Below are 26067 nucleotides of genomic sequence, written 5' to 3' on the forward strand. Positions count from 1 at the left end.
GTTAAACCTCCACTTCATAGGTATCCCAGATGTTTGCCGCAGCTTTTTCGTTCGTTTCTTCTTTGCTGTCCGGCGAAATCAGCCGCTTATTTAATGCAGGCGGTGTTAAAGGATGGCGCTTGATTGGGCGCCCTTCGTCTTCCTGCCACGCTTCCACAATGACGTGGGCGTTTGTTCCGCCGTCGGCAAAGCAGTTAATTCCTGCCGCCGGTATTGGTGACGGCCAGTCTGCCAGAGTGCGGCTGAACTGAATATTGGCCTTTTCTCTATCAAAATGTGTATTTTCATGCTCGCCTGATAAAAACGGGATAAAGCTCTTTTCTTTCAGCATGAGAACAACTTTTATGAAACTTGCAATTCCTTCCGCGCAAAGCGGGTGCCCGATGTTCGGTTTCACAGATCCGATTCCGAGCGGGCCGGCGTCTTTTGAACGGTAGACGGATTGAATGGCCTTCAGTTCTAACAGATCCGTCACGACCGTGCCTGAACCGTTCGCTTCAATATGAGTAATGTCTTCCGGCTGTTTTCCGCTTTTTTCAAGAGCCGTCTTCATGACGGATTTTTGCGCTTCCAGACTCGGCGTAGCCGGGCCTGCCGTTCTTCCGTCATTATTGACGGATGCCGCCTTCACTACGGCATAAATAGAATCTCCGTCTTCAATCGCCTGAGACACGGTTTTTAATAGAACCATTCCGACACCCTCGCCCAGCACGACTCCATCGGCGCGTTCGTCAAATACATGGAACGACTGCGCTTTACTTAATATGCCGCGCTGTTCAAATAATTTATGGGTTTCTTCTGATTCAAACAGGCTCACCCCGCCGACGACGGCCGCTTTTATTTCTCCTGTTACAAGAGCCTGCACGGCCATATTCATTCCGACTAAAGCAGAAGAACAAGCCGTATCGAGGACAACACTCGGGCCGCGCATATCAAAATATTGAGAGAGATTGGCGGCCAAATAATTCTGGCCCAGCGCGACGATCGGGTTTTTCGCATCCAGCAGTTTCTCTTCACCCGGTTTGTGACGGCTGCGTCCGCCGAGATACACACCTATTGCTTCTCCCTTTATCTCATCCGGCGTATAGCCAGCGTGATACCACAGGTTAAGGCATTCTTCCAGAGCGGCCAAAGCTTGAGGGTCCATTGCCTTTACATCTTCTTCAGCCAGTAAAAAGAAGTCCGGATCAAATTGATGAATTCCATCAAGCATTCCCGCGTAATAAGGCGTCTTCAAACCCCATCGCTCAGCCGGAACAGGACCGATAGCCGAACGGCCTTCAGCCAAGAGCGACCAGTACGCCTCTAAAGAATCCGCCCCCGGAAACCGGCAGGACATGCCGACGACCGCGATATCTTCCCGGTGAATCTGTTTTCCGGCCGGCTCTTCTTGCACCTTAACGGCTTGTGTTTCAATCACCGGCTCAGCCGGCTTGTTCATAACAGGCTCCGCCGCCAAACCAAACAGTTCCGACAAAACTTCTGTATATCCTTCGAGAAGCCAATTTGCGAAAGATTGAATCGTCGGATATTCATACAGAATGGACGGGTCAAGCGATGCCGAGAGATTCCGGTTGATCCGCTGCAGAAGCTGAGCAAGGATAATGGAGTCCACTCCGTAATCTTGGAATAATACGTCTGTCTCAAGCTGATCCTGGTCAATCCGCAGCTCTTCAGAAAATAATTCTATCAGCCATTCTTCTGTTTTCCTTGTTAATTGAGCGTTGTCTGCGTCAGTATAAGCGGTTTTTTCCGCCGGTTTTACCATAGCCGGACTCATTGGCTGATCCTGCCTGCTCCGCCGCAGGAATCGCTCCGGCTTCCACAGCTTAGGATTCAGAACGGCGGGCAGCACCGGGCCCCTTGCTGATTCAAGAAGTAGACCGTCAAGGAGCTGTAATCCTTCTGCATTCGTGATGCTGTATAGCCCGCTCTCTTTATAAGCTTTGTTCGTTACTTCGCCCATTCCGGTTTCTTTCCAGTTCGGCCACTGAATGCTTACGATCGGCAGCTGCTCTTTGTATGAGTTTGCAAAATAGTCCATATACGCATTGGCCATGGCATAGTCGGCCTGTCCTGCCGAAAGCGCCGGTATCGCAGCTGACACGGAAGAGAACAAGACGAAAAACTTCAGCGGCTCTTCGCTGAGCACACTGTATAACGCCTGAAGCCCGTCTACTTTCGGCTCGAGCACGCGCTGTATGTCTTCATCGGTTTTTCTGATGAATGCGAGCGTCTCTTTATCGGTCACACCCGCGCAGTGAACCACGCCGCCGATAGGTCCGAGCGTCTGTTTTATCTGACTCAGTTCCTGTCTCAGCCCGGCTTCATCAGCTAACGGGACTGACAATACCTTCACTTGTACACCTTTGGATTCCAAGTCGAGAACAGCTTCAATTTTCGCTTTTACAGAAGCCGTCACCCCATTCAGTCCGCCCGTCCACTCACTTCGCGGCGGAAGGGTCTCACGGCCTGTGAGCACCAGTTTTTTCACTCCGTAATGTTCGGCAAAATGGCGTGCGCATAAAAGGCCGATCCCCCTCGTACCCCCGGTGATCAGAAGCACATGGTTGTCCGGAAAATCAATTCTTTCACCTTTCATATCCATGTTTTCTGAGCCGCTTAATACAGCGCGGTAGCGCAAGCCGTCCCTCCGGCAAACTTCCGCGTCATCAGTGCGGGCATGAAACTCATCGGCAATCTGCTTCGCCAGTTTGTCATCCGAAAGCGCTCCTTCAAGGTCGAGATGCCTTGAAGACAGGTGACCGTACTCGTATGCCAGCATTCTGTACAGACCGGCCCGTTTTGCTCCTGTTGTTTGATTGGCTTCTTTATCTAGTGACTCAAGGTCTTTCGTGACACAAAGCAGTGTCATCCCTTCTTTATGCCCATGCTCAATCAATTGCTGAAGCCATTTGATACCGGTCATATCTTCAGAAGCTTCTTCTTTCGCTGCGCCGAGAAGGTCGATAACGCCGCCAAACGCCTGCCAGTCATATTCACCGGTAAGGTCTGATGCGGTGATGATACGGTGATTCGGCATATGCGCTGCGATCTCTTCTGCGAGATTGATCGTGTCCCCGCCTGTCAAAATCGCAACGGAACGTGCGCACGGTTCACCCAGTTCGAGCGGGCTCGGTTCCCATTGTTTCGTCAGAATACGTTTCATCCGTTCCTCTGTATGGACCTTCTTTTTGTCAGGATTCTCAGGCACCCAATACGTGTCTTTTGCGAACGGATAAGACGGAAGACTGAGTAAACGCGGCGTACCCTTTTCATACAGCCGGTTCCAATTCAATACGCCGCCTTTCACCCATACCTCTGCCAGCTTGGCGAATTTGCCTTTTTTAATCCAGGCGTCAATGACGATGTCCATATCTTCATCTGCCGTGAACAAGGCAAACGTATCTTTATTGCGATGAGACTGGCCGGTATACAGCCCGGCGATGTTTTTCTCATTTTTTGTAAATTCTTCCAGCTTTGTTTCCAATTCCGCCATCGTCGCTGTAAGAATGGCTAAGCGCTCTTCCATTTCGTCCCTTCCGGTTTGCAGCGTATAAGCGACGCCCGCCAAGTCTTGATCTGTATACGGCGTTTGACGGATCGCTTTTTGCAGCTGCTGCGCCTGTTCAAACAATTTTTCTTTTGATTTGGCGGACAAAAGGATGATTGCCGGATTTTCCGGACTGTGCTCAGGCTGAGCGGCTGCTTTCGGGACATACTCTTCAATGACGATATGGGCGTTGACCCCGCCGATGCCAAATGAGCTGACCCCGGCCCGGCGCGGAATGGCATTTCCGTTTCTATCTTTTGCTGCCGTCCATTCCTGATTTTCCCGCACGATGTAGAAAGGACTGTCATCGAGCTGAATGTACGGATTGATCGTCTCGCAATGCAGGCTTTTCACCAGCGTTTTGTGCTTCATTTGCAAAAGCACTTTCATGACGCCTGATACTCCCGCGGCAAGCTCTAAATGGCCGATATTGCTTTTGACCGAACCGATGCCGCAGCGGTGACCGAAGACTTCAGGCTCTTGATTTGTTTTCGCCAGCTCGTGAAACGCCGCTTTCAAACCGTTTATTTCAATCGGGTCGCCCAATTCCGTTCCTGTACCGTGCGCTTCAATATAAGTGACGGTGCTCGGGTCCACTCCCGCTTTCCGGTATGCTTTCACCAATAAATCAGCCTGCAGTTTCGGATTCGGCGAGGTTAACGTATTCGCCCGGCCGCCGTGGTTTTCAGCCGTACCGCGGATCACGCCGTAAATCGGATTGCCGTCACGTTCTGCATCTGTCAGTTTCTTCAGCATCAGAATTCCCGCGCCTTCTCCTCTGACATACCCGTTGGCATCTTTGGAGAAGGTTTTGCATTTTCCGTCTTTGCTGAGCATGCCTGCTTTGCTGTAGCTGATATGCGCTTCTTCCGTCAGAATCGTGTTGATTCCCCCGGCAATCGCCATGTCGCATTCTCCGTTTTCTATAGCGGATACCGCCCGGTGAATCGCCACAAGCGAGCTTGAACATGCCGTTTCAATCGGCTCACTTGGCCCGTGAAGATTTAACAAATAGCTCAAACGGTTCGGACCTATGGAAGGAATCATGCTGCCTGTCGCCGCATGTCCTTCCGGCGCAAGACCTGCCCTTGTGAACAAATCTTTATAACCGGTATTTCCGGTGCCGATAAAGACGCCCGTATTTGTGCCGGAAAGGCTTTCCGGCTTACAGCCCGCATCTTCTATCGCCCGCCATGCATAAGTCAATAACAGCCGCTGCTGCGGATCTAAATATTGGGCTTCCCGCGGTGAAATCCCAAAGAACAGCGGATCAAATTCAGCTATTCCGTCGATAAAGCCGCCCCACTTGATATTCGTTTTGTTCCCTTCAAGATTCGGGTCGCCATCAAACGCTTGCCAATCCCAGCGTTCTTTCGGAATGGTTGTGATCGAATCCTTTCCTTCTTTCAAATTGCGCCAAAATTCCTCTATATCCTTCGCGCCCGGGAATCGGCCGCTGATTCCGACAATGGCAACCGTATCCAAGCGGCGCGGCTCTTGTGTCGCTGCCGCAGCGTTCATTACCGTTGCGAAGCGCTTTTTCCGCTGCATTTTCGATTTTTGGGCTTTTGGCTGCTCTTTTTTCGGAGACTCTTTCTTCTTTTCGCCGAAACGGCCCGGATGCTCTTTTGCCAAATATCCGGCGAGACCGCTGATCGTTCCGTACTCAAAGAAAATCGTCGGCGCCAGCTCCAGCTGATACGCTTCATTTAATTGATTCGTAAAGACGGTAAAGGATACGGAATCAAAACCGTATTCACTCAATTCCGTATCTGTCTCAATGTCCTCACGGTCTACTTTTAAAATGCCGCTTACCATGTCTGTCAAAGCGGTCTGAAGCGTTTGAAGAGATTCTTCTGCATCGTGTTTTTCTTCCGGCTGAGAAGGAAGGCCGGCTTCTGCCTCATCCGTCAAATACTCTGCTAAACTGCGGATCGTCCCGTGTTCGAAGAAGATCGTCGGCGCCAGTTCCAGCTGATACGCTTCATTTAATTGATTCGTAAAGACGGTAAAGGATACCGAATCAAAACCGTATTCACTCAGTTCCGTATCAATATCAATCTCGTCTTGGCCGACTTTTAAAATTGAACTGACCAATCGGATAAGCGCACCGTGCCATTTGTCTCCCGAAACGGCGGATACAGGCTCTATTTTCTCCACCTGCGGCTTTTCAGTTTCAGAAACGGATAGGAACGACTGTTTTAATTTTGCTGCGTGTCCTTCAGCTGCTAAAAGCTGCGGCTTTTCCTGAGCCATTCCTTCATAAAAAGCAGCCAGGCCTGACGCCTTTTGAAGCGGAACCATGCCGAAAGCTTTTTTCATCATTCTCTCCGTCTCGTCTCCCGCCTGCATACCGCCATCTTTCCACAGCGTCCAGTTAAAGGCGACCGTTTTTCCGTGCCGCAGGCCATTCTCCGTAAGGGATTGCCTGTAAGCGGCGTACGCATCCATAAACGCGTTGCCTGCGGCATAATCAGCCTGCCCGATATTGCCGAGAATGCCGGAAACACTGGAGAACAATACGAAAAAGTCAAGATTGCAGTCTTTGCTGGCTTCATCTAAATAAGCGGTTCCGATCACTTTCGGATCAAGCACTTCCCTGAACTCTTCCTTCGTTTTTTGCAGCAGGAAGCGGTCTTGTATCACTCCCGCAGCGTGAATAATTCCGTTAAGCTTTCCGAAATCCGCCGTAATCTCTTTTATCAGCGCTTCATTTTCCCGCCGGTCTGCCGCATTCAGCTTTTTGTAGACGACATTTGCGCCCGAGTGCTGAAGCATAGCAAGCTCACGCTGTTTGGCTTCTGTCAGATTTGAGCGGCCGGTCAGAATGATTTTCGGGTGTTTAACGCGACCTGCGATTTCTTTTGCGAACATCAACCCCAGGCTTCCTGTCCCTCCGGTAATCAGATATACGCCTTCGTCCTTCCAGACGGTGCCGCCCCCTGCGGGATGCACTTCTTCCCAAGCCTTCACATACCGTTTGTCTCCTTTATAACGGATATGTTTATCATGCGGCCGATGACTGTCGTTTTTCAGTTTTTGAGCGACAGCCGGCATTTCACCGATTGATTCCATTTCGATGAGCTGACAGTCAAGTTTTCCGTATTCCAGCTCGGCTGTTTTTAACAAACCTGTTAACCCCGCAAACAATTGCTGGCTGCCGTCTGCTGAAATAACGGTCTGAATCAGAATGCGGCCCTGCCTTTTTTCGCTGATGATCCGCCGGATGTGTTCGGCGATTGTCTGCGCGTAGCTTTGGAAGCGTTCAGCGGCTGTTTCACCCTCACCTTCTGCAATCAGCAGTTCGGCGTCTTTCAGGCCGGATGCCGCTTCATCTTTTATACGGCAGGCATCTTCACAAAGTATGATCAAATGCTCATCAGCATGGACAGAAGCTTTCTCGGATGCGGCAGCTTCTTTCCAGACCGGTGCAAACAAGACCTTTTCCGAGCCTGATAGCCGCTGAGCCGATTCTGCATCGCCTTCAAGCACTCTCGTAGAGAATCCTCTCACCTTCACGCAAAGCGCTCCTGTTTCGTCGAACAGGTCAATGTCGGCTTTCTGCACGGAATCACCGGTTTGATATCCTTCATTGAAGCGTGCATGCGCCCGCATAATCGGCGTGCATGCTTTGACGACTTCAAGATATTCCAGCGCAAACGGCAGAATCAGTTTTTGTCCGGAAAACTCCTGCATAATGCAGATCGTCGCCGTCTGAATAGCCGAATCAATGATGCTCGGATGAAGCGTAAATTGTCCGTTCGTATGAGAAACAGAATCCGGAAGCTGTATGTCCGAAAGCACTTCTTTCTCGCCGATAAAGGCGGACTTAATGCCTTGGAAGGCTTTTCCGTGGAACATCCCCCTGCTCCGGCCTTCCCGATAAAAGACCGCCGGATCAAGAATGTCCGCTGTGCATCTGTTTTGTATGGCAGAAAGGTCTCTCTCAGGCTCTCGTTCAGCCTTTATGATTTCGGCACGCCCTTGGCTGTGCAGCACTTCTTCATCGTCAGCGTTTATGCTGTAAATGTCATATGAGATGATGCCGTCCTCTTCAGGGAACAGCGCAATATGGACCTGGCGCTCTTGTTCGTGAACGACGATCGGTTTCATCCAGACGGTATGATGGAGCGTTATTCTGTCTTGGTCTTTTAATAAGCCGCCAAGCGCCCGTTTTACCGCTTCATAAGACATTTCCAAATATGCCGCTCCCGGCAGCACAGCTTTTTCCCTGACCACATGATCCTTCAGGAAAAATTCTGAGCCTGTAAACCGTGAGCTGAACCGCTGAACGGCCAAATCTGACGTATTTTGCTGCACGAGCGGGTGTGAAACTGAGACTCCGGTGTGTGCGGCAGATGTGTTCTTTTCTGCTTTTTTCGGCCAGTACGGCTCCTTTGCAAACGGGTAGACCGGCACGCTGATTCGTTTCGGATGCTTGTCTTTGTAAAGCTTGTGCCAATTAATGGCGACACCTTTACTCCACATTTCACAGAGCTTCGGTCCTTTTCCTTTCGCAAGCCATTTCTCAATGAGTTCAGCGCTGTCATCATCATCAGAAAGCCAGGCAATATCTTTCGCCTGCTGTTTTTCTCCTCTGAAGCAGCCTGTTACAGCCGGCTTATCATTGATAAAATCGGCAAGCTGCCGCTTCAGCTCCGCAGTGCCGCTTGTGATAAAGGCCGCGCGCTCTTCCATCGCTTCCCTTCCGACTTGGAACGTGTAGGCAAGATCAGCGAGGTCGGCGTCCGTTTTTCTTTCCAGAAAAGCCAGCAGCTGTTTTGCGTACTCCTTCAGGCGATCTTTTTTTCTGGCAGACAACGGAATGATGAACGGACCGGCAGCGTCTGCTGCTTCAGATGCATCCGGATATTGTTCAAAAATCGCGTGTGTGTTTGTTCCGCCAAGACCGAAAGAGCTTAAAGCCATGCGGTGCGCTGTGTTCTCACGGGTTAACTCTTTCTTTTCTTCCGCTACGTAAAACGGAGAGTCTTCTAAATGAAGATTCGGGTTCGGCTCTTTGTAATTGATGCTCGGCGCGATTTCCTGATGATATAAGCTCATGACAACCTTGATGCAGCCCGCCATTCCGGCCGCTGTATCCAAATGCCCGAGATTTGTTTTGACTGAACCGATGCCGCAGTATTGTTTTTTATCTGTATATCGGCCGTACACCGATTGAAGTGCGGACAGTTCGATCGGATCGCCGAGTTTTGTTCCTGTGCCGTGAGCTTCGACGTACGCGATCGTTTCGGGATGGATGCCCGTCTGATCAATGACCTTCTGAATGACCTCAGCCTGTCCTTTGACGCTCGGCGCATAAAATCCGACCTTATCCGCTCCGTCGTTATTGACGCCGATTCCGCGCAGCAGCGCATAAATATGGTCGCCGTCTTTAACGGCATCAGACGCTTTTTTCAAGAGCACGGCGCCGGCTCCTTCACCGCCGATCATTCCGTCAGCAGCCGCGTCAAACGCTTTAATATGCCCGTCGCTTGAAAAATTCAGCCCCGGCTGATGAACATATCCGGCGCTTGATTCCGTATGAAGGGTCGCACCGCCGACAAGGGCGTACTTGGCTTCGCCGGACTGCAGGCTTTGAAAAGCCGAATGCAGGCCGATTAACGAAGATGAGCAGTTGGCATGGACAAAATAGCTCGGCCCTTTCAACCCGAGTTTATGAGAAATCATCGTCGGAATCGTACCGCTTTGGGCAAGCACCCATGACACGTAGCCATCCGGCGTTTCCAGCTGTGCTGTCGTCTCCTCCGGCAGCAGGCTGCGGTAAGAGTTAGTGCTGGCAGACATATACACGCTTGTTTCCGGAATTTCTTTGGAGATATATCCCGCATCCTCGATTGCCTTCCATGAATGGAGCAAAAGCATTCTCAGCTGAGGGTCCATATATTCCGCATCTTTCGGTGAAAAGCCGAAGAAACCGGGATCAAACATTTCTTTCCCCTCTAAAACTGATTTAGCCGGAACGAAGCCGGGATGATCAGCCAGTTCTTCAGAAATACCGGATCGGCGGAGCTCTTCTTTTGAAAAGAAGGTGATGCTTTCTTTGCCTTCTTTGATGTTATTCCAAAATTCATAATGATCTTTCGCTCCCGGAAATTCACAGGATATACCGATAACCGCAAGGCTGTCCTTGTAATAATCGGGAAATTCTCCGGCCGGGTGTTCCCGGTCTTCTGTATTCACTTTCTTTTGCGGCACAGGAGCCAAAACGGCTTCTTTCGGTTTTTGTTCTATGATGTACCGGCTGATGTCTTTTACCGTCGCGTATTCAAACAGCTCCGTTACGCTGAATTCACAATCCAGTTCCTGCGTCATCCGGTCAGTGACAGTCACGGCAAGAAGCGAATCTCCCCCCGCATCAAAAAAGCGGTCATCAAGCTCTATATCTTTGCTTTTCAATACATCCTGCCAAATCGCCAGTACCGCCTGCTGGATATGAGATGATGAAAATGTTTGTGTGTCCGGCTGCTTTTCCGTCAGATCGCGCGCAGCAAGAAGCTTGCGGTCCACTTTTCCGTTCGGTGTGAGCGGAAGCTCTTCAAGACGGATAAAAGAAGCTGGCGTCATATAGGCCGGCAGCGCTTGTTTCAAATGATTGCGCAATTCCTTTGCAGACGGAAGCGGCTCTCCGTTTTTCAGAATATAAAACGCGCAAAGCTTTTCATTTCCGGAGTGATTGTTCACAACCACTACGCTTTCCTGTACGGCCGGATGGGCATTCAGCCGGCTCTCAATATCTCCGGGTTCAATCCGGTAGCCGCGGATTTTGACTTGGGTGTCCATCCGTCCCATGTATTCAATGCGGCCGCCGGGGAGAAAACGCGCCATATCGCCTGTTTTATAAAGCTTTGATCCCAGTTCGAGCCGGTGGCTGACGAAAACTTTATCTGTCAGCTCAGGCTTGTTGAAATACCCTCTTGCCAATCCGTCTCCCGCAATACAAAGTTCTCCCGGCACCCCTTCTAAAACAGGGTTGAGACCGGAATCCATAATATACACACGGGTATTGGCGATCGGGCGCCCGATCGTAAGCGCGCTCTCATTTTCCGTGATACGCTGCACCGCGGACCAGATTGTCGTCTCTGTCGGCCCGAACATATTCCAAGCCTCACTTTTCGTATCGAGAAACTGCTGCTTCAATTGTTCGCTGAGCGCCTCTCCGCCGCAAAGGATTTTCACTTTTTCTTCATTTGACCATCCGGAATGAAAAAGCATTTTCCATGTAAACGGCGTCGCCTGCATGATCGTCGGTTTGTACTCTTGAATCAGCTCTTTCAGCTTCCGTGCGTCTTTTGTGACTTCTGTCTTACAGATGTTGCACTCCGCTCCTTTGATTAAAGGAAGGTACAGCTCCAGTGCCGCGATGTCAAAGCAATATGTCGTGACGGCAAGCAGTTTGTCTTCGGACGAAAGCCCCGGTTCATGCGCCATCGAGATTAAGAAGTTGGTCAGCGCCCGGTGCGGAATCATGACACCTTTTGGTTTGCCCGTGCTGCCCGACGTGTAAATGACATACGCCAGATCGTCAGGTGTCACTAACCGCTTCAGCGACGTTCTTTCCGCGGCTGTACTTTCAATATGAGACCAATCGCGGTCAATGGCAGTTGTCTGCACGCCTCCCCAGTTCAAAGAGTGCTCTAAATCAGCTGTCGTCAGGCACATTGAAATCCTGCTGTCGGTGATCATATATTCCAATCTGTCAGCGGGATAAGAAGGATCAAGCGGCACATACGCTCCCCCGGCTTTTAAAATGCCGAGAAGGCCGACAGCCATATGCAATGAACGGTCTGTATAAATGCCGATGAGATCATCAGGGCCTGCACCGTGCGCCTGCAAATAGAGCGCCAGCTTCGTGCTTTTTTCATCAAGCTCACGGTACGTCAGCCTTTGCTGTTCATACACGACCGCACAAGCGTCCGGTGTTTCTGCCGCCTGACGTTCGAATAATTCATGGAAGCAGGCATCCGGATATTCACGGCTTGTCTCATTCCAAGTCTTAAGAATCATGTGCTCCTCTCTTTTTGTCATGAGAGAAACGTTCTCAAGCGGCATATCCGGATTCGCCGTCAAAGCTTCAGCAGCCTGTACAAAATGGCTGAAAAGCCTGGCCGCCCCTGCTTCGTCGAATAATTCGGTGCTGTATTTAATCGTAAGATCCATGCCTGATGCTTCTTCCCACATTTCAAAAACAAGATCATATTCCCCCTCCTGATGAATGTCTTTTACAAACTCACAGGAGAATTCCTTGTATTCATCAAGCTTCGATTGATAGCTCGAATGCTGCAGAAAGTTCTGATAGAAAAAGGCATTGCTGAAAACAGGCGAACCGTTCTGCCGGGGTTTCGCATGCACATCACGCACCATTTTCGGGAACGGATAAAATGAGTGATCCAGTCCGTCCAGAACGGCATCCTGCACCTTTTGAACAAAGTCAGCAAATGTTTCTTTTCGTCCGGCTCTGCTCCGTATGGGAAGCATGTTGAGGAAATGGCCGACCACTCCGTCAAAGCGTTCTTCGGGTCTGACCATTGCAGGCATGCCTGTCACAATATCTTCCTTATCCGTATATTTGCTTAAAAGCACCATGTAACAGCTCAGCATGACGGTAGACAAATGAATCGAACGGGATGCGGCAAACGCCGTTATATTATTCAGCAGCCGTTCGGGAAGACGGCGTGTCAGCGTATCTTCTGTAAACTCCGGAACACTGCTGTCCGTGCGCATCGGCGGAAGCTGAAGGTCAGGCAGATCGCCCCCAAGCTGTTTCATCCAGTAAGCGCGGTCAGTTTTGCTTTCTTCCCCCGCTAAATACCGCTTTTCCCAAGCCGCGAAATCGGGATGAATGCCGGGAACGGCGGCCGTAAACTCTTCTTTTCCCTCCAGCAGCGCCTGATAACGATCCAGCAGACTGTGAATAAATGTAATGGATGAAATGCCGTCAAATACGATGTGGTGAATGACCGTCAAAAGATAATGTTCCTCGGCGGATTTTGAAAGCAGCTGCACGCGCAGCAAAGGCCCGCCTTCTTTGACAAACGGCTCTTTCACTTTTTTCCGTATCAGAGCGGATATTTGTGATTCATTGACGTCAGAAATATCTTCTTCCGAGAATACAAAAGGATTTGCCGCTTCTCTGAAATAAAACCCGCCGTCTGTTTCATTCACCGCGCTTTTGAGCATCGGATGCTGCTTTAATACGAACTGAAACGCCTGTTTCAGTTTCTCTTTGTCGATTCCGGATGTGAATCGGAAACAGAGCGGGACATGGTATGCAGTCGTTTCAGGCGACAATTTTTGCAATGTCCACAGCCCTTTTTGGATTTCTGAAAGCGCTGGCGCCGTTTGCCGTCTCTCCCGTTCTGCCGGCGGTTCGGCTTTTTGGGAATGATGCTCCGCTGACATGTTTGCCGCTTTTTCAGCAGTATAAGCCGCTAAAGCGCCAATCGTCGGGTTTTTATGCAGCTCTCTTGCCGTCAGCCGGATGTGATACGTTTTTTCAATTGATCTGGCGAGTTTCATCATCTTGATGGAATTGACGCCAAGACTTTGAAACGGCGTATTTGGATCAACGAGCTCATCTGCGATGGAAAGTTCCTCTTTCAGAAAACGGATAAAATCCCGTTCAATATCTTTCTCTGCAGAAGCCGTGTCTGAATTGCCGACTTCTTGTCTGTTATTATGTAAAGAATCAAATTGCCCTTGTTCGAATGAATGTTTCAGCTGAGTGCGCTGGATTTTCCCGATCGCCGTCTTAGGAATGTCTTCTTTTGCGACCGGAAGCAGATAATCAGGGGTAACGCCGATTCTCTGTGTCACGTGCTGGTGAATGTGATGAAGAAGCTTCGTCATGCGGTTCTCATCCAACGGAACAGATGTCACAAAGAAAATCGCCAGCTCATCTGTCGTGCTTTGATTCGGCCGGACGGCGCATGCCGCTGTATAAGACGTTTCAATTTCCGGCAATTCCTCAACGGCTGATTCAATGGCATGGCTGTAATAATTCACACCGTTGATAATGATGGCATCTTTCGTGCGCCCCGTTATCGTCAGGCGGCCTTCACGCAGAAATCCGAGATCTCCCGTTTCAAACCAGCCGTCTTCTGTAAAGACACTCTCATTTAAGTCCGGGCGCTCATAATATCCGCTCGTTACAGTCAGACCGGACACTTGGAAGCGGCCGATTTCTCCTTCTTCCACCACTTGATTGCGGTCATCCGTAATTCTCATATTAAATCCCGGGATCGGCAGACCGATCTCGACGAAACGATCGTCGTCACTCGTGTTTTCCAGTGTAAACTCATCTGAGAAAATAACGCCCGAAGACGTTTCGGACATTCCCCATGCGGGACGGATGGCATTAGCCGGCAGACCGTGCGGCTCTAAAAGCTCCATAATTCTGCGTCCGACTTTCGCAACCGCGGCCTCCCCGCCGTTCAGCATGTAACGCATGGAAGATAAGTCCCATTTCCGCGTTTGAATCTCTTCTGCAAAATCGGCAAGCAGTCCAAAGGCAAAATTGGGGGCCCACGTGACCGAAGCGCGGTAATGATCAATCAGGTCGAGCCATTTTAAAGGGTCCATCAAAATGGATTCGCTCGGTATGTTGATTTCCTCACATCCGAGATAAACATCACGCAGATGAAGCATTCCGATGCCGCCGACGTGGTCAAAAGGCATCCAGTTAAACGTGACATCCTCACTTGTATAGCCCTGCATCTGAATATTTCCTTTGACCATGCAGACGATGTTTTCATGGCTGAGCATCACGGCTTTCGGCGTGCCCGTGCTTCCCGAGGTCAAAAGCAGCATCGCCAAATCTTCCGGACGGGGATGATGACAGTCCGTATCCATTTCGTGCGCACTGAGATCTTCTGCCGCCAAAGCGCAAAACCCGGAAAGCTCCTGCTCCTCCGCCCATTCAGTCATCTCCGGCAGCACGTCACGGCTTGTGATGACATACGGCTGATTCAACAGCATCCAGGCATCTTTCAGTTTTTGCGTCCCGCTGTTCATTTCTGTATAAGCCGGAGCGGCCGCAAGCGGAACCGGGATCGCTCCTAAAAAAACACAGCCCCAAAAAGCAGGAATCAGCTGGGAATTGTCACTGAGCTGTAATATGACTTCATCCTGAGCCTTCACTCCTGATTGGCGGAGCCCTTTCACAATCGAAAGAGCGATCTTTTTCAGGCCGCTGTAAGTCTGGTACACTTTGGTGCCGTCAGGCTGAATATATGTGATGCCCTTTTGATCTCCCGCTGCCGCGGCGGTTTTGTGCAGGATTTCAGGAATCGTCATCGGCTGATCCGCTGAAAGCCGCAATGATTTTCCATAGCTGACAGATGGCTTGAGTAACCCGCTTGCCTTCATATCACTTTTCATAGAGCTGCCTCCATTTCATCTGTATGTAAGATGTATGTCTTATACTCCGTACATCGTCGTGATTCGTTTTTTCACTTCATCATCATGAAACGTCTCATCGTGCATGATTAACTCCTTCTCAATGACGGCCGGAAGCTGCTCGCGAAACGGCGTCACCAAGTGCCTTTTCAATGTAATTAAAGAGTTTCTCGGTTTTTCCGCAAGCTCACGGGCCAATTCCTGCGCATAGTCTAGTACTTCCTGCCGCGGAAGCACCGGAAAAGGCACCCCTCTTTTCTCCAGGTCACCGCCGCGGTAGTGGCCGCCGTTTAACAGCATTTCATGGCCGAGGCTTGCCCCAAGCTTCTCCGGAACGATAAAGGTAGCGCCCATTCCGGGGGTGAAACCGTATTTCATAAAGTTTGCGGTATACACGCTTTCTTTGCTTAAAATGACAAAATCACTGAAAAGCCCCATGACAAACCCGCCTCCGATTCCGTGGCCCTGCATGGCGGAAATGACGGGAATATCACATTCCAGCGCCAAAGAGTACATGCGGTCTTCCGTAAACTTCGTGATGCCCTGCTGAATCCTGAGCAGGCCTTCCTGTGTGCCTCCGGAAGCAAAGTAATGGCCGTATCCTGTTAAAATCACAGCTTTATAGACTGACGATTTTTTTATACGGGTGAATGCTTCCATCAATCCATCCGTCAGTTCTTTGGAGAAGGCGTTTTTATGGGCTTTATCCTGCATTGTCACTTGGATAATATCCGGTTCAATTTCGAGCAGTTCAACTGCGGCGTTCGGCATGATATCCTCCTAACTGTTCTCCGTTTCCCAAGGAAGCCGCCCCGTTTCTGCATAACGGAAGATGGCTGATTGGTTATCCGGATCTGAAAACATCGCTTGATTTTCGGCTAGAGCAATGGATTTCGAACGATGAACAAGGTCGTTTAAGGAATCTATGTATTTTTTATAGCGGATGACTGCTTTTTTCGACAGTGGACGAAGGCGCAGCAAATGCTTTCTCAGCTCTGTTGCTGAGTCCGGGACGCATACGTCACAAAGTCCCCATTCAAGCGCCTGGCGTGCCGGCACGGGCTTTGTCATAATCGTCATATAATGCGCCTTTTGAAATCCGATTCTTTGAATTAAAAACGGCAGAACGCAGGCCGGATAAAGTCCGAATAACAGTTCAGATAAACTGAACGAAGCACTCTCCTCTGCAATGACGATATCGCACGCGGCGGCAAAACCGACACCTCCCGCATTTACTTTTCCGCGGACGCGGGCGATTGTGATGTACGGCCCGGATTTTAATGCCAGCCACAAACGGTAAAGCGGCTCCTGCGATTCAGCATGCTGCATTCCCTGCCTCATTTTCCGGTACATCTCATCAAAATCCGCCCCGAAACAAAATACCTCCGGCTGCCCTTCAAGCACTACGGAGGTCACGGAGTCTTCACATTCAGAAAGAACGTGCAGGCATTCCTCCACTAAACGCTCATTAATCGTATTGTTGGCTTCAGGCCGATCAAAGGTGATGAAGCAGACATTTTGCTGAAAACGGACGTTTATCGTTTCATAGGTCACGATATCCACCTGTATTTCCGATGAAATTCCGTGATTTCTTCCAAATACAAACGAGGGCTTCCGGCATGATGGTCTAAAATGTTCGGAATCATATTCATATCCAATTTGACATTCCGGGTTCCGAACTTCACCAGACCGCTGCCTTTAAACAATTCTTCATACTCCTCCATGGACAGCCTGTACCTGTTGTTCAGGTGCTCTTCTATTTTGAAAGAATGCTGCCGCGTTTGTCCTTCAGGCGTCACAACGCCGCTGTAAAATTCTGAACAGCACCCGGAGCCGTACGAAAAACAGCCGATCCGCTTAGAAGTGTCGAATGCCCCTTGGTCAATCGTGCTTGCAAGAGCCAGTAAAGAGGCTGCCCCCATAATATTTCCGACTCTTTGGCAATAGCGGAGCCCCGGCTCTACTCTGGTTTGAAAATCCTGTTCGATTTCAGCGTTTTTCGCTTTTGCAAGCTTGCGCATCATCGTCCGGTGGGCCCCTTTGACCATGCCGCCAAACGGTGTATGGAAGGCAAGATAGTGAAACGTCTCTTTGTAGTCAGCGCCCGGCACACGGTTTTTGTACTCGCGAAAAGTCTGTTCACAGCAATCGAGATAAGACATCAATGACAAGTCGGCGTCACCGGCTTCACTGTCCGGGATCGGACGGCATGTATCCATCACCTCATAGCCGTAATAGCCGTTGGCGCCCGCATCCGCCTGAAATACGATTGGATTTTCACCGATCAATAAGGCGACGGCACCCGCTCCGGCGCTCGGTTCTGCGTAAGACCAATCCTCGCTTAACGCATCACCGCCTTCGGCAATTAAAAACCGGGAAATATCCGTCGCGACGACAAGCGCCTTCGCTCCGGGGGATGTCTGCGACAAAATAAAATTAAGCGCCATCTGCAAGCCCGCCGTTCCTGAATAACAGGCTTGCTTCAGTTCAAATAAACGGCAGTTCCGGTTGAGGCCTAAGTAATCATGAATATATGTACTGAGTGATTTTCCGAAATCGATGCCGGACTCCGAGCAGGTAATCAGCAACTCGATTCTGTCTTTTTCAGCCTCTGTCAATCGGTCGATAATCGGCTTTGCCGCGTTAACGCCGAATGTGACGGGGTCTTCGTACGGAAGAGCCACCGCTTTTTCTTTCATCAGTAAATTCTCAAATCTGGCAGGGTCTAAGTTTCTGTACTCCGCCAGCTGCATGACATCAAGGTATGCTGTCCCGCCAAACACATTTATCGCTTCTATTCCGGCAGCCGCCATGAACTTCGCCTCCAATATGAATTTTGAGTTTCCGATTATTTCACCGTTTTATCAGACAGCCTGTACCTTTTCATAAAGCTTTGCCGCCAATTCGCCAATGTTTGACACTCCCGTCAGCTCAACACGCGGGATCTGCAGTGATAATTCTTCAAGCATCATCGTGATAATTTCGGCGCGGTCCACTGAATCCGCCCCCAGATCAACTAACCGGTCTTCCTGTGAAAGCTGTTCGCCTTCTAAATCAGGCAAAACCTCGTAGATTGTGTTCTGCAGCAATTCAAAGATTTTTTCTTTACTCATTGTCAGTTCCTCCCTGTTTCATCTTTTATGAATATTCCATGTTTTCAATCTATCATTTCGTCTTGTCAACACGTTTGCAAAAATGAACCTAACTTCTGATTCAAAAGCGAGGCCGTCTCTTCCATAAGCCGCATGCCGATATCATCGGCATGGCGGTTTTTCCAGGACTCCAGCTCCGTACCTTTCACCCATTGATTAAAGGCACCTAATGCCGGGCCGCAATGAATCTGGAAGTCTACCTTGGCCTCCGGGTCTCCTTTAATTGCCGAAGCAGAACTTTGCCTGAAATACCATTTGAATATGAGCGCCATTTTCTGTTTCGGATTCCGTTCGGCTTTTGAAATGTCTTCATTCGAATAATGAGCCTTCACTTTGTCATAAATACTGCTTACACTTGCCTTAAAATACTTCTCTTCTATTTGTCTGAGTGTCTTTTCATCAATTTCTTCAATTGAGCGGTGACGCTGATACAGTTCATGCAGCTTAGAGGCGCGGGTCGGAAAGAACAGCCCTTTCTTTAATACCTGCACCTTGCTGCCTGATTCAAACATATCGCCGGCCGGCGCGTAGGCCGTGTCCTGTACATTCATCTGCTGCAGGAGGTCCTTTACGAGGCCGCTCGTCGCTGCCTCAACGGTGCATTGGTTAATAGATCCGGTCACAATAAAATCAGCGCCGAGCATCAATGCGGCCATGGCAGCCTCAGGCGTTCCGATTCCCCCTGCGGCTCCGACGCGGACGGTTTTGCCGTATCGGTATTTTTTCATCATGTCATCTCGTAAACGGATGATCGCCGGCATGAGACTGTAAGCAACTCCGCCGTCAGTGTGGCCGCCTGAATCAGCCTCTACGCAGATGTCATGCGCAACGGGTATTTCTCTCATCAGACTTGCTTCTTCAGCGGTAATTTTGTTTTCGGCTGCAAGTTTCTGCAGAATGTGATCAGGCGCCGGGCTGAGAAACGCTTCCGCTACTTCCGGACGGGACAGCTTGGCGATAATCCGCTGACGCGCTATTATTTGTCCGCCGGCACCGCGTTTTAACCCCTTAGCGCGAAACCTTACTAAAGCGGGAGTAACCGTTAAAAACGCTGATGCTTCCAAGTTCTGAACCCCATGCTTCAATAAAAGATCAATCATTTTTTCTTCTGAATCTGTATGCTTCATGTTATGTACAATATTTATGCCGAAGGAACCGCCGTCACGAAGCTCATGCTGAATTGACAAAATGGCGTCCTCGACGTGCGCGATGTTCAAACCGCCCGTTCCGAAAAAACCCATCAATCCTTTTTCGGCCAGTTTGACGACCATTTCCTTCGAAGAAATTCCGCGGTACATGCCGCCGGCCAAGTAGGCGTATTTCAATTGATAATCGCGCTTAAACTCTTCATTTCCTAAAGACGCCGCCGTAATTGAGCTTTTTCCAGTCTCAGCCGGGACTTTGATTTCATCTGTTATCGGCTCCGCTTCAGCCGTAATTCTTTGAATCAGCCCCGTCAGCACTTTTCCGGGACCGATTTCCTCAAAGCTCATGTTCTTTCTTCCCATTAAGTAACGGATACTGTCAGTCCAGTTCACCGATCCCGTTATTTGTCCGGTGAGTGTCTCTTTCAGCTCTCTCTGCTCATAGGGTCTTGCCGTCACATTTGAAATGACCGGAATGGACAGCGGCTTAAAATGGAAAGATTCGATAAACCGTGAAAATTCCTCCTTCGCTTCCAGCATGTATCTGGAATGAAAGGCGCCGCTGACATTTAAGCGGTGAACCATTTTTACGCCGTTTACGGCTTCAAAAACGGATGCGGCTTTTTCAATATCTTCTTTATAGCCGGAAATGACAATTTGCTGCGGTGTGTTCATGTTGGCGATATCAATCATATCCAAGTGATTTTCTCTTAAAACATCCCTCACCTGCTCATGAGTCAGGCCGATCACCGCTGCCATGCCGCCTCCTTTTGCGCGGCTCATCAGTTCGCCCCTTTTTTTGACCAGCTGTAAGCCTTCTTCGAAATCAAAGGCGCCCGAAGCGTATAACGCGTTATATTCGCCTAAACTGTGTCCGGCGGTAAAATCCGCTTTCAAGCCGGTTTCTTCTGTTTTTTTCAAATAACTGAGGGCATTGACGACATAGAGCGCCGGCTGAGTGAACTGAGTCTGATTGAGACGTTCTCCGTCCCGGCACAGCTCCTGAATGGAATATCCGAGAATGTGATCGGCCTTTGCGGTTAATTCAGGATAGCGGCCGAACAGGTCCTCTCCCATCCCGATTTTTTGCGAGCCTTGGCCTGGAAAAACAAAGCTGATCATCTTACAGTCTCCTTCCGGGCGGTGATAAAATGTTGTCTTCTATTTGCTGCAAATGTGTTTGTTCTTTATGAAACGGCGTCATAATGGCACGGATGCGTTCAGCCGATCCCGCAGGAAGAATCTGTTTGGCAAATGCGGCCAATGTTCCGGAAGGCCCGGCATCGATATACAATCCTTTTTGGCGGCTGTCTGCGAATTGAAGCGCTTCGCGGAATCGAATCGGCTTTCTTACGATATCCCAGAAAAAGTCCGCTTGTATATCGGTCTCAGCCTCTCCGGTCGCACTGGAGATGTACGGTATAAACGGAGTCCGGATTGATTTCTGAGCTAAAAAGCGCTTGTACGGCTGTTCCGCCTGATCAACCAGCGCTGAGTGAAACCCGTAAGATACCGGCAATAGCTGATGAGGAATCTGCTTTTCTCTCAGATCGTCCATGATCTTTTTGATATGTTCCCGCTCTCCCGAGATGACAAAGTGAGAATGATAGTTTACAGATGCCAATTCACTATGTTCGCCGAGCAGCGGATCATCTTGATATAAAGCCGGATCACCCAGTATCGCAAGCATGCTGCCGTTACGGCAAGTTTCCGTAACGATTCGGGCCTGTTCCAGCACGCAATCTAAAGCATCCTCGGCGCTCAGCACGCCCGACACAGCGGCCGCTGCATACTCTCCGAGGCTTGCTCCGATCACATAATCGGGACGTATGCCTCTTTGCTCCAAAGCATATGCAAGTGCGTACTCAGCCATAAAAATGGCAGGATGGCTGAAAAGAAGGCGGTCAAATGGATCAGACAGACGATTGCCTGTATGATACATCTCTTTAAGGACAGAGTAACCGAAACGGCTGACTGCAAAATCGTCCAAGTCAAGCATTTTCTGCCGAAAAGCGGCGTTATGTGCAAACAGCTCTTTCCCCATTTGATAGTATTGGGAACCCTGTCCAGAAAACATGAAAACAATTGGCTGGTTCATTTGTTCTCCTTTTTGCTGCTTATTTTTTTAAAATATTGATTTGTGAGTTTTTCGTGATGTCGTGTGCAGGTGAAGTGGTCGTGATGTTGTATGGCTGGCACTATTGTGTGAGATAAGAATTTTGACTTGCGTTCCGCTACATGGCGGGTGAAGCTTCAGTTTCTTTTTTGATGCGGTGAATAAGCCCTGTCAGCACATGGCCCGGGCCGACTTCTTCAAATTCCATCCGCCCTTTGTCCAGCAGATAGCGGATGCTGTCGTTCCATCGCACTGAATGGTCGATCTGATCGGCCAGAACGGAGTGGATTCCGTCTTGCTCATAAGGTCTGGCATGCACATTAGAAATGACGGGAATTGATATAGCAGAAAAATGAAATGACTGTAAAAATTTTTCGAACTCTTGTTTTGCTTCACTCATATATCTCGAGTGAAAAGCGCCGCTTACGTTTAACGGATGAAACATCGTAACGTCTTTTAATCCTTCGAATACGCTTTTGGCTCTTTCAATGTCTTCTTTGCGTCCGGATATGACAACTTGGTGAGGAGAATTCATATTGGCAATATCAATCGTATGTAATCCGTGCGTTTGAAGGGCGTCTGACACTTGAGCTGCAGTTAACCCCATAACAGCGGCCATTTTTCCGTCAGTGGCCATACTCATTAATTCGCCTCTTTTACGGACAAGCTGCAGGCCGGTAATAAAATCAAAAGCACCAGCTGCAAACAGCGCATTATATTCTCCCAAACTGTGGCCGGCCACATAATCCGGCTTTATGTCATTGTCTTGGATTTTTTTCAAATAGCTTAACGCGTTTACAACATATAAAGCAGGCTGGGTGAACTGCGTCTTATGAAGATTGGAATACGGATTCTCAAGACAAAGCCGTTTCATGGAATATCCGAGTGTTTCATCAGCCTGCTCCGTTAAGTCTTTAAATTCATCAAACAATGAGCTCCCCATTCCCTGCTTTTGAGAACCTTGTCCGGGGAATAAGTATGTGATCATTTTCTCAGCCATCCTTTCTCGGATTCAGATAAGAAGCATGTTCAAGTTGATAGTAACTTCACAAAAATACCATGTCAAGTTAATTTATCCTATGCGAACTCCTGAATAATGCCTATTTTTCCCTGTCAGAAGTCGGACTCAGGGCTTTCGGAACAGGCGTAAGCAGAATGTCCCATCCGGCCTGCCCGGCGTTCTCTTCCGCAAACTCCCGTTACTCAGCCATTCATCACCAGAAGTCTAGTAATAACTACCATTCCATTTCAGAACTTCTTTGCCTCAAAAGGAAAGCTAGTTAGATAGAACTAAATTACACATTACTTAAAATGAAACAGCCCTTTTTGATTTTTTCTGTTGCGAAAATTCACGAAATGTTCTTTTTTTTCAATCTGAAAGTAAATATTGTTTTTCAAAAGACTCTCCATTTTTTGACCCGGCTTCTCCCCGAAGGAGTGCCCCGGATACACACGCACATGCGGCGGAATGGAGGCTTTGATCCTCTGTATACTGTGAAACATATCTTCAGCTGAGCTGCCCCTGTCCTCACATATACCGCACCCTTCTGTAAACACGGTGTCACCGGTAAAAAGATGATCAGATAGCAAATAGCACATTCCCCCGGCCGTATGTCCCGGGGTCAGTATACTTCTGATGATAAACCCTCCGGCCGCAAAGGTTTGGCCGTCTTCAAGCGCTATTAAGTTTCTGCACCGGAATTGATAGAAATCGATTTCCGCCGACGACATATATATATCAGAATGATAGATTTGCTGAAGCGGCTCCGCCAAGTTTACATGGTCATAATGCGAATGTGTTAATAAAATAGCTGATAAATCAACATCCAATTCATGCAGTTTATCGGTTATTTTATCGATTTCCCAGGACGGGTCCACCGCTATCGCAGATTTTTTTGAGCGGTCTGCGATAATATAACAATAGTTGGACCACATCTGGTGATAAGTTTTGATTTGATGCACTTCATATGTATGATCCATTGTCACCATTCCCATTTAAAAGATCCGGGCAGACTGCTGCCGCCGCCCAGCCGACTTAACCACTTTACCAGATGACACCACGTTTTTCCATGGATTTTCCGGTAAAGATAAAAAACTGTTCAAATCAACCAAAAGAACCAGCCTCCGGTTTTTAAAATTTGTTATCGTAATATATAAGGAAATAAGAATATTCATTTACATGAATACTTTAGGAGATTTTATTCAGAAAATGGAGAATGGTATAATTTTCGGAGAGGATACTCAGTCTTTAAATGACTCAATCTTGATTCTTATTTCAATCCTTTTCTTCAAGCTAAACTAAAACCATACGGCTTCCTCAAAATATATCAGAATACCTTAGCTCCTTTCACCAAATTTCAATGTTATGCTTATGTGTTGGCATTAACACACAATTCAAAATTAGAAAAATACGACGTAATTCACACACAAGATGTTGTTTCTTCACTTTCTTGGAACAGCCGGAGCATTCTCCCCTGAGTAATCTTTTATGCTAGAGATAAAGCATCTTCTGGACCAAATGGCACGTACGCCGCTTGATGGATTACTTAAACTCTTATGTTTTCCCTTTAAATGGGACTATTGTTGGTGATTATCAAATTTAACCTGTGTTAAGCTTTAGACGGGAGGTAATTATGGAAAATAAAAGAAACGCTGAACCGAGCCCAAAAGCTATAAAAATTCTAACTTGCATCATTCCTATAGTTTTAATAGGACTTATCCTTGTTCTTAAGAATATTAATACCACAGCAGCAGAAATTTCATTTTATATCGTTGCTATCGGTGTGGTTCTCTTAGTGGTTTTCAGTTTGATCAAAAACAGAAAAAACCGCAGGAAGAACTAAATGTAAGGGGGGCTAATTACTAGTCCCCTTTGACTTGCACATTGTCAACTCACCAAATTCCTATTTTATTCAACTTCTTCCCCCATGTCTTCCCCTGTAATCCCCCCAATCATATTCTTTCTAAACTGCCCCCGCACCCAAGCCGTTAACCGCCAATTGTCTATCCTGAGATTTACCTGACGCAGTTATAGAGAACATAAAAAGCGACCTCCTTCGGAAGCCGCTCTCAGCATCATTTATCTTTCGGGAGAATATAAATGCCTAGTTCTTTATTCCAGATAAGATCATCCTTAGACGATTTATCCTTTGCCACCGCTCTCACCTCCCACCATATAAAAAGCGCCATCCTATCAGATGACGCTGAATATTTAGTGCATAATTCAATTAGTGATTATTCCGGATCATAACCTCTAATGCTGTAACAAATGTCGCCGTGCTTGTTGTATTCATTCTTTAAAGAGGGTTCTTCTTTTGTCGACTTAACTTCTAATATTTGACCAGCGTCAAAAATTTGTTTGATTTTGTTCAGAGCCGCTTCCTTGCAATGTGTGTCCCGCATTACTAAATTCTTCAATGAAATCCCTCCAATAGAAAAAGCGCCCTCCCGATTGGGAAAGCGCCTGCCTGTTTATTGCCTATTACCATAATACCTTATCTAAAACAAAATGGTGTGCCGTTATTCTGCCAAGATTATGCCATTTTTAAATAACTCTATTAAGGTCTCCATTTAACCTCTCCCCTTAACTCTTCCATTGGTGTATTACCATACAGTTGTAAATTAAGACTATCTCGGAGTCCAACAATTACATCAATAAGTATTTGAGAACCTTCTTGTAACATTTCATATTCAAAATCTGCATGTCCCACAAGATATTCCCCATCATATTGTTTTAGCCAATGATCTTTAAGATAATCATTGAAATACTCGTAAATATGAAGGATGTCAGCTACTTCAGAAATCGTAAAGTACGCTGCCAAAGTATCATTACTCAAACCAACTTCTCTCGGTATTTCTTTAATTGAGACAGGGGAATACCCATTAATTTGTTTACCAACAGCGTCAATCATTTTACCTATCCTTGAATCAACCCAATGTGCATAAGTCCTTCTATATCTCCATTCCTTTTCTTCATACAATGCTCTTTCGTGCCGTTTAATTGTATTTGTCAATTCAACGTTCTCTTTAGACAACTCGTTACTTTTAACCGTTGCCTTCCAAACTAGAAAGCTAAAAACTCCAGTTGTAAATATTCCTATTAATTGAATCCAATTGTCTAAACTCAACTCAATTTCCCCTCCGACTTTAATTCTATTGATAATAGTTTATCATAAAAAATCCCATGAAAATTCCACTTATCCCCACAATCCACGAATTACCCATATGTTATATACTGTGCAACTGCCCGAAGTGCCGTCAGCCCTTGCCATCCGTGTTTTCAAACAATATCCCTAAAATGAATTCCACGTTTTCTTTTTGAAGGGAATCAATAAAAATATGCAGAAAAAAAGACTCATCTTGTTTATGAGATGAGCCTGCTTATATCTTGAATTTCTTCATGGCGTTGTTCATGGCATCCTGATTGATTCCAATGTATCGAAGGGTTGTCCGCTGATCTGAGTGATTAAAAATCTCCTGCAGCATGGCAACGTCTTTTGTTTGCTTGTAAAAATGGTATCCGAATGTTTTTCTCAGCGTGTGTGTGCCTATATCATCCAAACCGATATACTCAGCGGCGGCCCTTAAAATCTTATAGGCCATCGACCGGGAAATGGGCTTGTTGATCCCTTCGCGGCTTTTGAAAAGATATTCAGCATTAACCGGTTTGACGAATACCTAAAC

Annotated in this window: 12 protein-coding genes and 1 pseudogene; 1 reads left to right on the forward strand and 12 read right to left on the reverse strand. The window is 48.0% G+C overall.

What is annotated here, in order from left to right:
* Position 1: 1 nt before the first annotated feature.
* From G9F75_RS08505 to G9F75_RS08545, 9 genes are all read right to left on the reverse strand, one after another.
* Entirely contained in the window at positions 2-14953 is a 14952-nt protein-coding gene (locus G9F75_RS08505) for a non-ribosomal peptide synthetase (protein WP_167409051.1), read from the reverse strand.
* Positions 14954-14992: 39 nt separating this feature from the next.
* Positions 14993-15742: a polyketide synthase gene (locus tag G9F75_RS08510; protein WP_003154094.1), complete on the reverse strand. Its 750-nt coding sequence runs from the start codon at positions 15740-15742 to the stop codon at positions 14993-14995.
* A gap of 9 nt (positions 15743-15751) precedes the next feature.
* Complete coding sequence (locus tag G9F75_RS08515; RefSeq protein ID WP_014417819.1) at positions 15752-16525, reverse strand: enoyl-CoA hydratase/isomerase; 774 nt, start codon at positions 16523-16525, stop codon at positions 15752-15754.
* The gene (locus tag G9F75_RS08520; protein WP_014417818.1) at positions 16522-17784 is read right to left on the reverse strand and encodes a hydroxymethylglutaryl-CoA synthase family protein; all 1263 of its coding nucleotides are present in this window, start codon (positions 17782-17784) and stop codon (positions 16522-16524) included. Before G9F75_RS08520 ends, G9F75_RS08515 begins: the two co-directional genes overlap by 4 nt.
* A gap of 51 nt (positions 17785-17835) precedes the next feature.
* The gene (locus G9F75_RS08525) at positions 17836-18084 is read right to left on the reverse strand and encodes an acyl carrier protein (protein WP_014417817.1); all 249 of its coding nucleotides are present in this window, start codon (positions 18082-18084) and stop codon (positions 17836-17838) included.
* Positions 18085-18149: 65 nt separating this feature from the next.
* Positions 18150-20390, reverse strand: coding sequence for an ACP S-malonyltransferase (gene fabD / locus G9F75_RS08530; protein ID WP_167409052.1), 2241 nt, complete (start codon positions 20388-20390; stop codon positions 18150-18152).
* A 1-nt stretch (position 20391) separates the two neighbouring features.
* Positions 20392-21366 carry an acyltransferase domain-containing protein gene (locus tag G9F75_RS08535; protein WP_167409053.1) on the reverse strand — a complete coding sequence of 325 codons (975 nt, stop codon included), beginning with the start codon at positions 21364-21366 and terminating at the stop codon, positions 20392-20394.
* A gap of 136 nt (positions 21367-21502) precedes the next feature.
* Positions 21503-22372 (reverse strand): ACP S-malonyltransferase, encoded by an 870-nt coding sequence (fabD, locus tag G9F75_RS08540; protein WP_015417505.1) that lies wholly within the window; start codon positions 22370-22372, stop codon positions 21503-21505.
* A 314-nt stretch (positions 22373-22686) separates the two neighbouring features.
* Positions 22687-23364, reverse strand: coding sequence for an MBL fold metallo-hydrolase (locus G9F75_RS08545; RefSeq protein WP_003154103.1), 678 nt, complete (start codon positions 23362-23364; stop codon positions 22687-22689).
* 653 nt (positions 23365-24017) lie between these two features.
* On the opposite strand from G9F75_RS08545, the gene G9F75_RS08550 reads away from it, so the two are divergent.
* A complete protein-coding gene (locus G9F75_RS08550) occupies positions 24018-24227 on the forward strand; it encodes a hypothetical protein (protein ID WP_160182672.1) in 210 nt (69 codons plus the stop codon).
* Between the two features lie 391 nt (positions 24228-24618).
* Here the strand turns inward: G9F75_RS08550 and G9F75_RS08555 are convergent, their stop codons facing one another.
* The 3 genes and pseudogenes from G9F75_RS08555 to G9F75_RS08565 form a co-directional block, all read right to left on the reverse strand.
* The gene (locus G9F75_RS08555; RefSeq protein ID WP_167409039.1) at positions 24619-24801 is read right to left on the reverse strand and encodes a hypothetical protein; all 183 of its coding nucleotides are present in this window, start codon (positions 24799-24801) and stop codon (positions 24619-24621) included.
* Positions 24802-24941: 140 nt separating this feature from the next.
* Positions 24942-25511: a hypothetical protein gene (locus G9F75_RS08560; protein ID WP_167409054.1), complete on the reverse strand. Its 570-nt coding sequence runs from the start codon at positions 25509-25511 to the stop codon at positions 24942-24944.
* 253 nt (positions 25512-25764) lie between these two features.
* Positions 25765-26037, reverse strand: a pseudogene (locus tag G9F75_RS08565) (tyrosine-type recombinase/integrase); the annotation flags it as partial.
* Positions 26038-26067 lie beyond the last annotated feature (30 nt).

The organism is Bacillus sp. EKM208B (assembly GCF_011800725.1).
GTDB lineage: Bacteria > Bacillota > Bacilli > Bacillales > Bacillaceae > Bacillus > Bacillus velezensis.

Coding starts and splice junctions, on each gene's coding strand:
- G9F75_RS08505 (WP_167409051.1), bottom strand. CDS start 14,953: ATGAAAAGTGATATGAAGGCAAGCGGGTTACTCAAGCCATCTGTCAGC.
- G9F75_RS08510 (WP_003154094.1), bottom strand. CDS start 15,742: ATGCCGAACGCCGCAGTTGAACTGCTCGAAATTGAACCGGATATTATC.
- G9F75_RS08520 (WP_014417818.1), bottom strand. CDS start 17,784: ATGGCGGCTGCCGGAATAGAAGCGATAAATGTGTTTGGCGGGACAGCA.
- G9F75_RS08525 (WP_014417817.1), bottom strand. CDS start 18,084: ATGAGTAAAGAAAAAATCTTTGAATTGCTGCAGAACACAATCTACGAG.
- fabD (WP_167409052.1), bottom strand. CDS start 20,390: ATGATCAGCTTTGTTTTTCCAGGCCAAGGCTCGCAAAAAATCGGGATG.
- G9F75_RS08535 (WP_167409053.1), bottom strand. CDS start 21,366: ATGAACCAGCCAATTGTTTTCATGTTTTCTGGACAGGGTTCCCAATAC.
- fabD (WP_015417505.1), bottom strand. CDS start 22,372: ATGATCACATACTTATTCCCCGGACAAGGTTCTCAAAAGCAGGGAATG.
- G9F75_RS08545 (WP_003154103.1), bottom strand. CDS start 23,364: ATGGATCATACATATGAAGTGCATCAAATCAAAACTTATCACCAGATG.
- G9F75_RS08550 (WP_160182672.1), top strand. CDS start 24,018: ATGGAAAATAAAAGAAACGCTGAACCGAGCCCAAAAGCTATAAAAATT.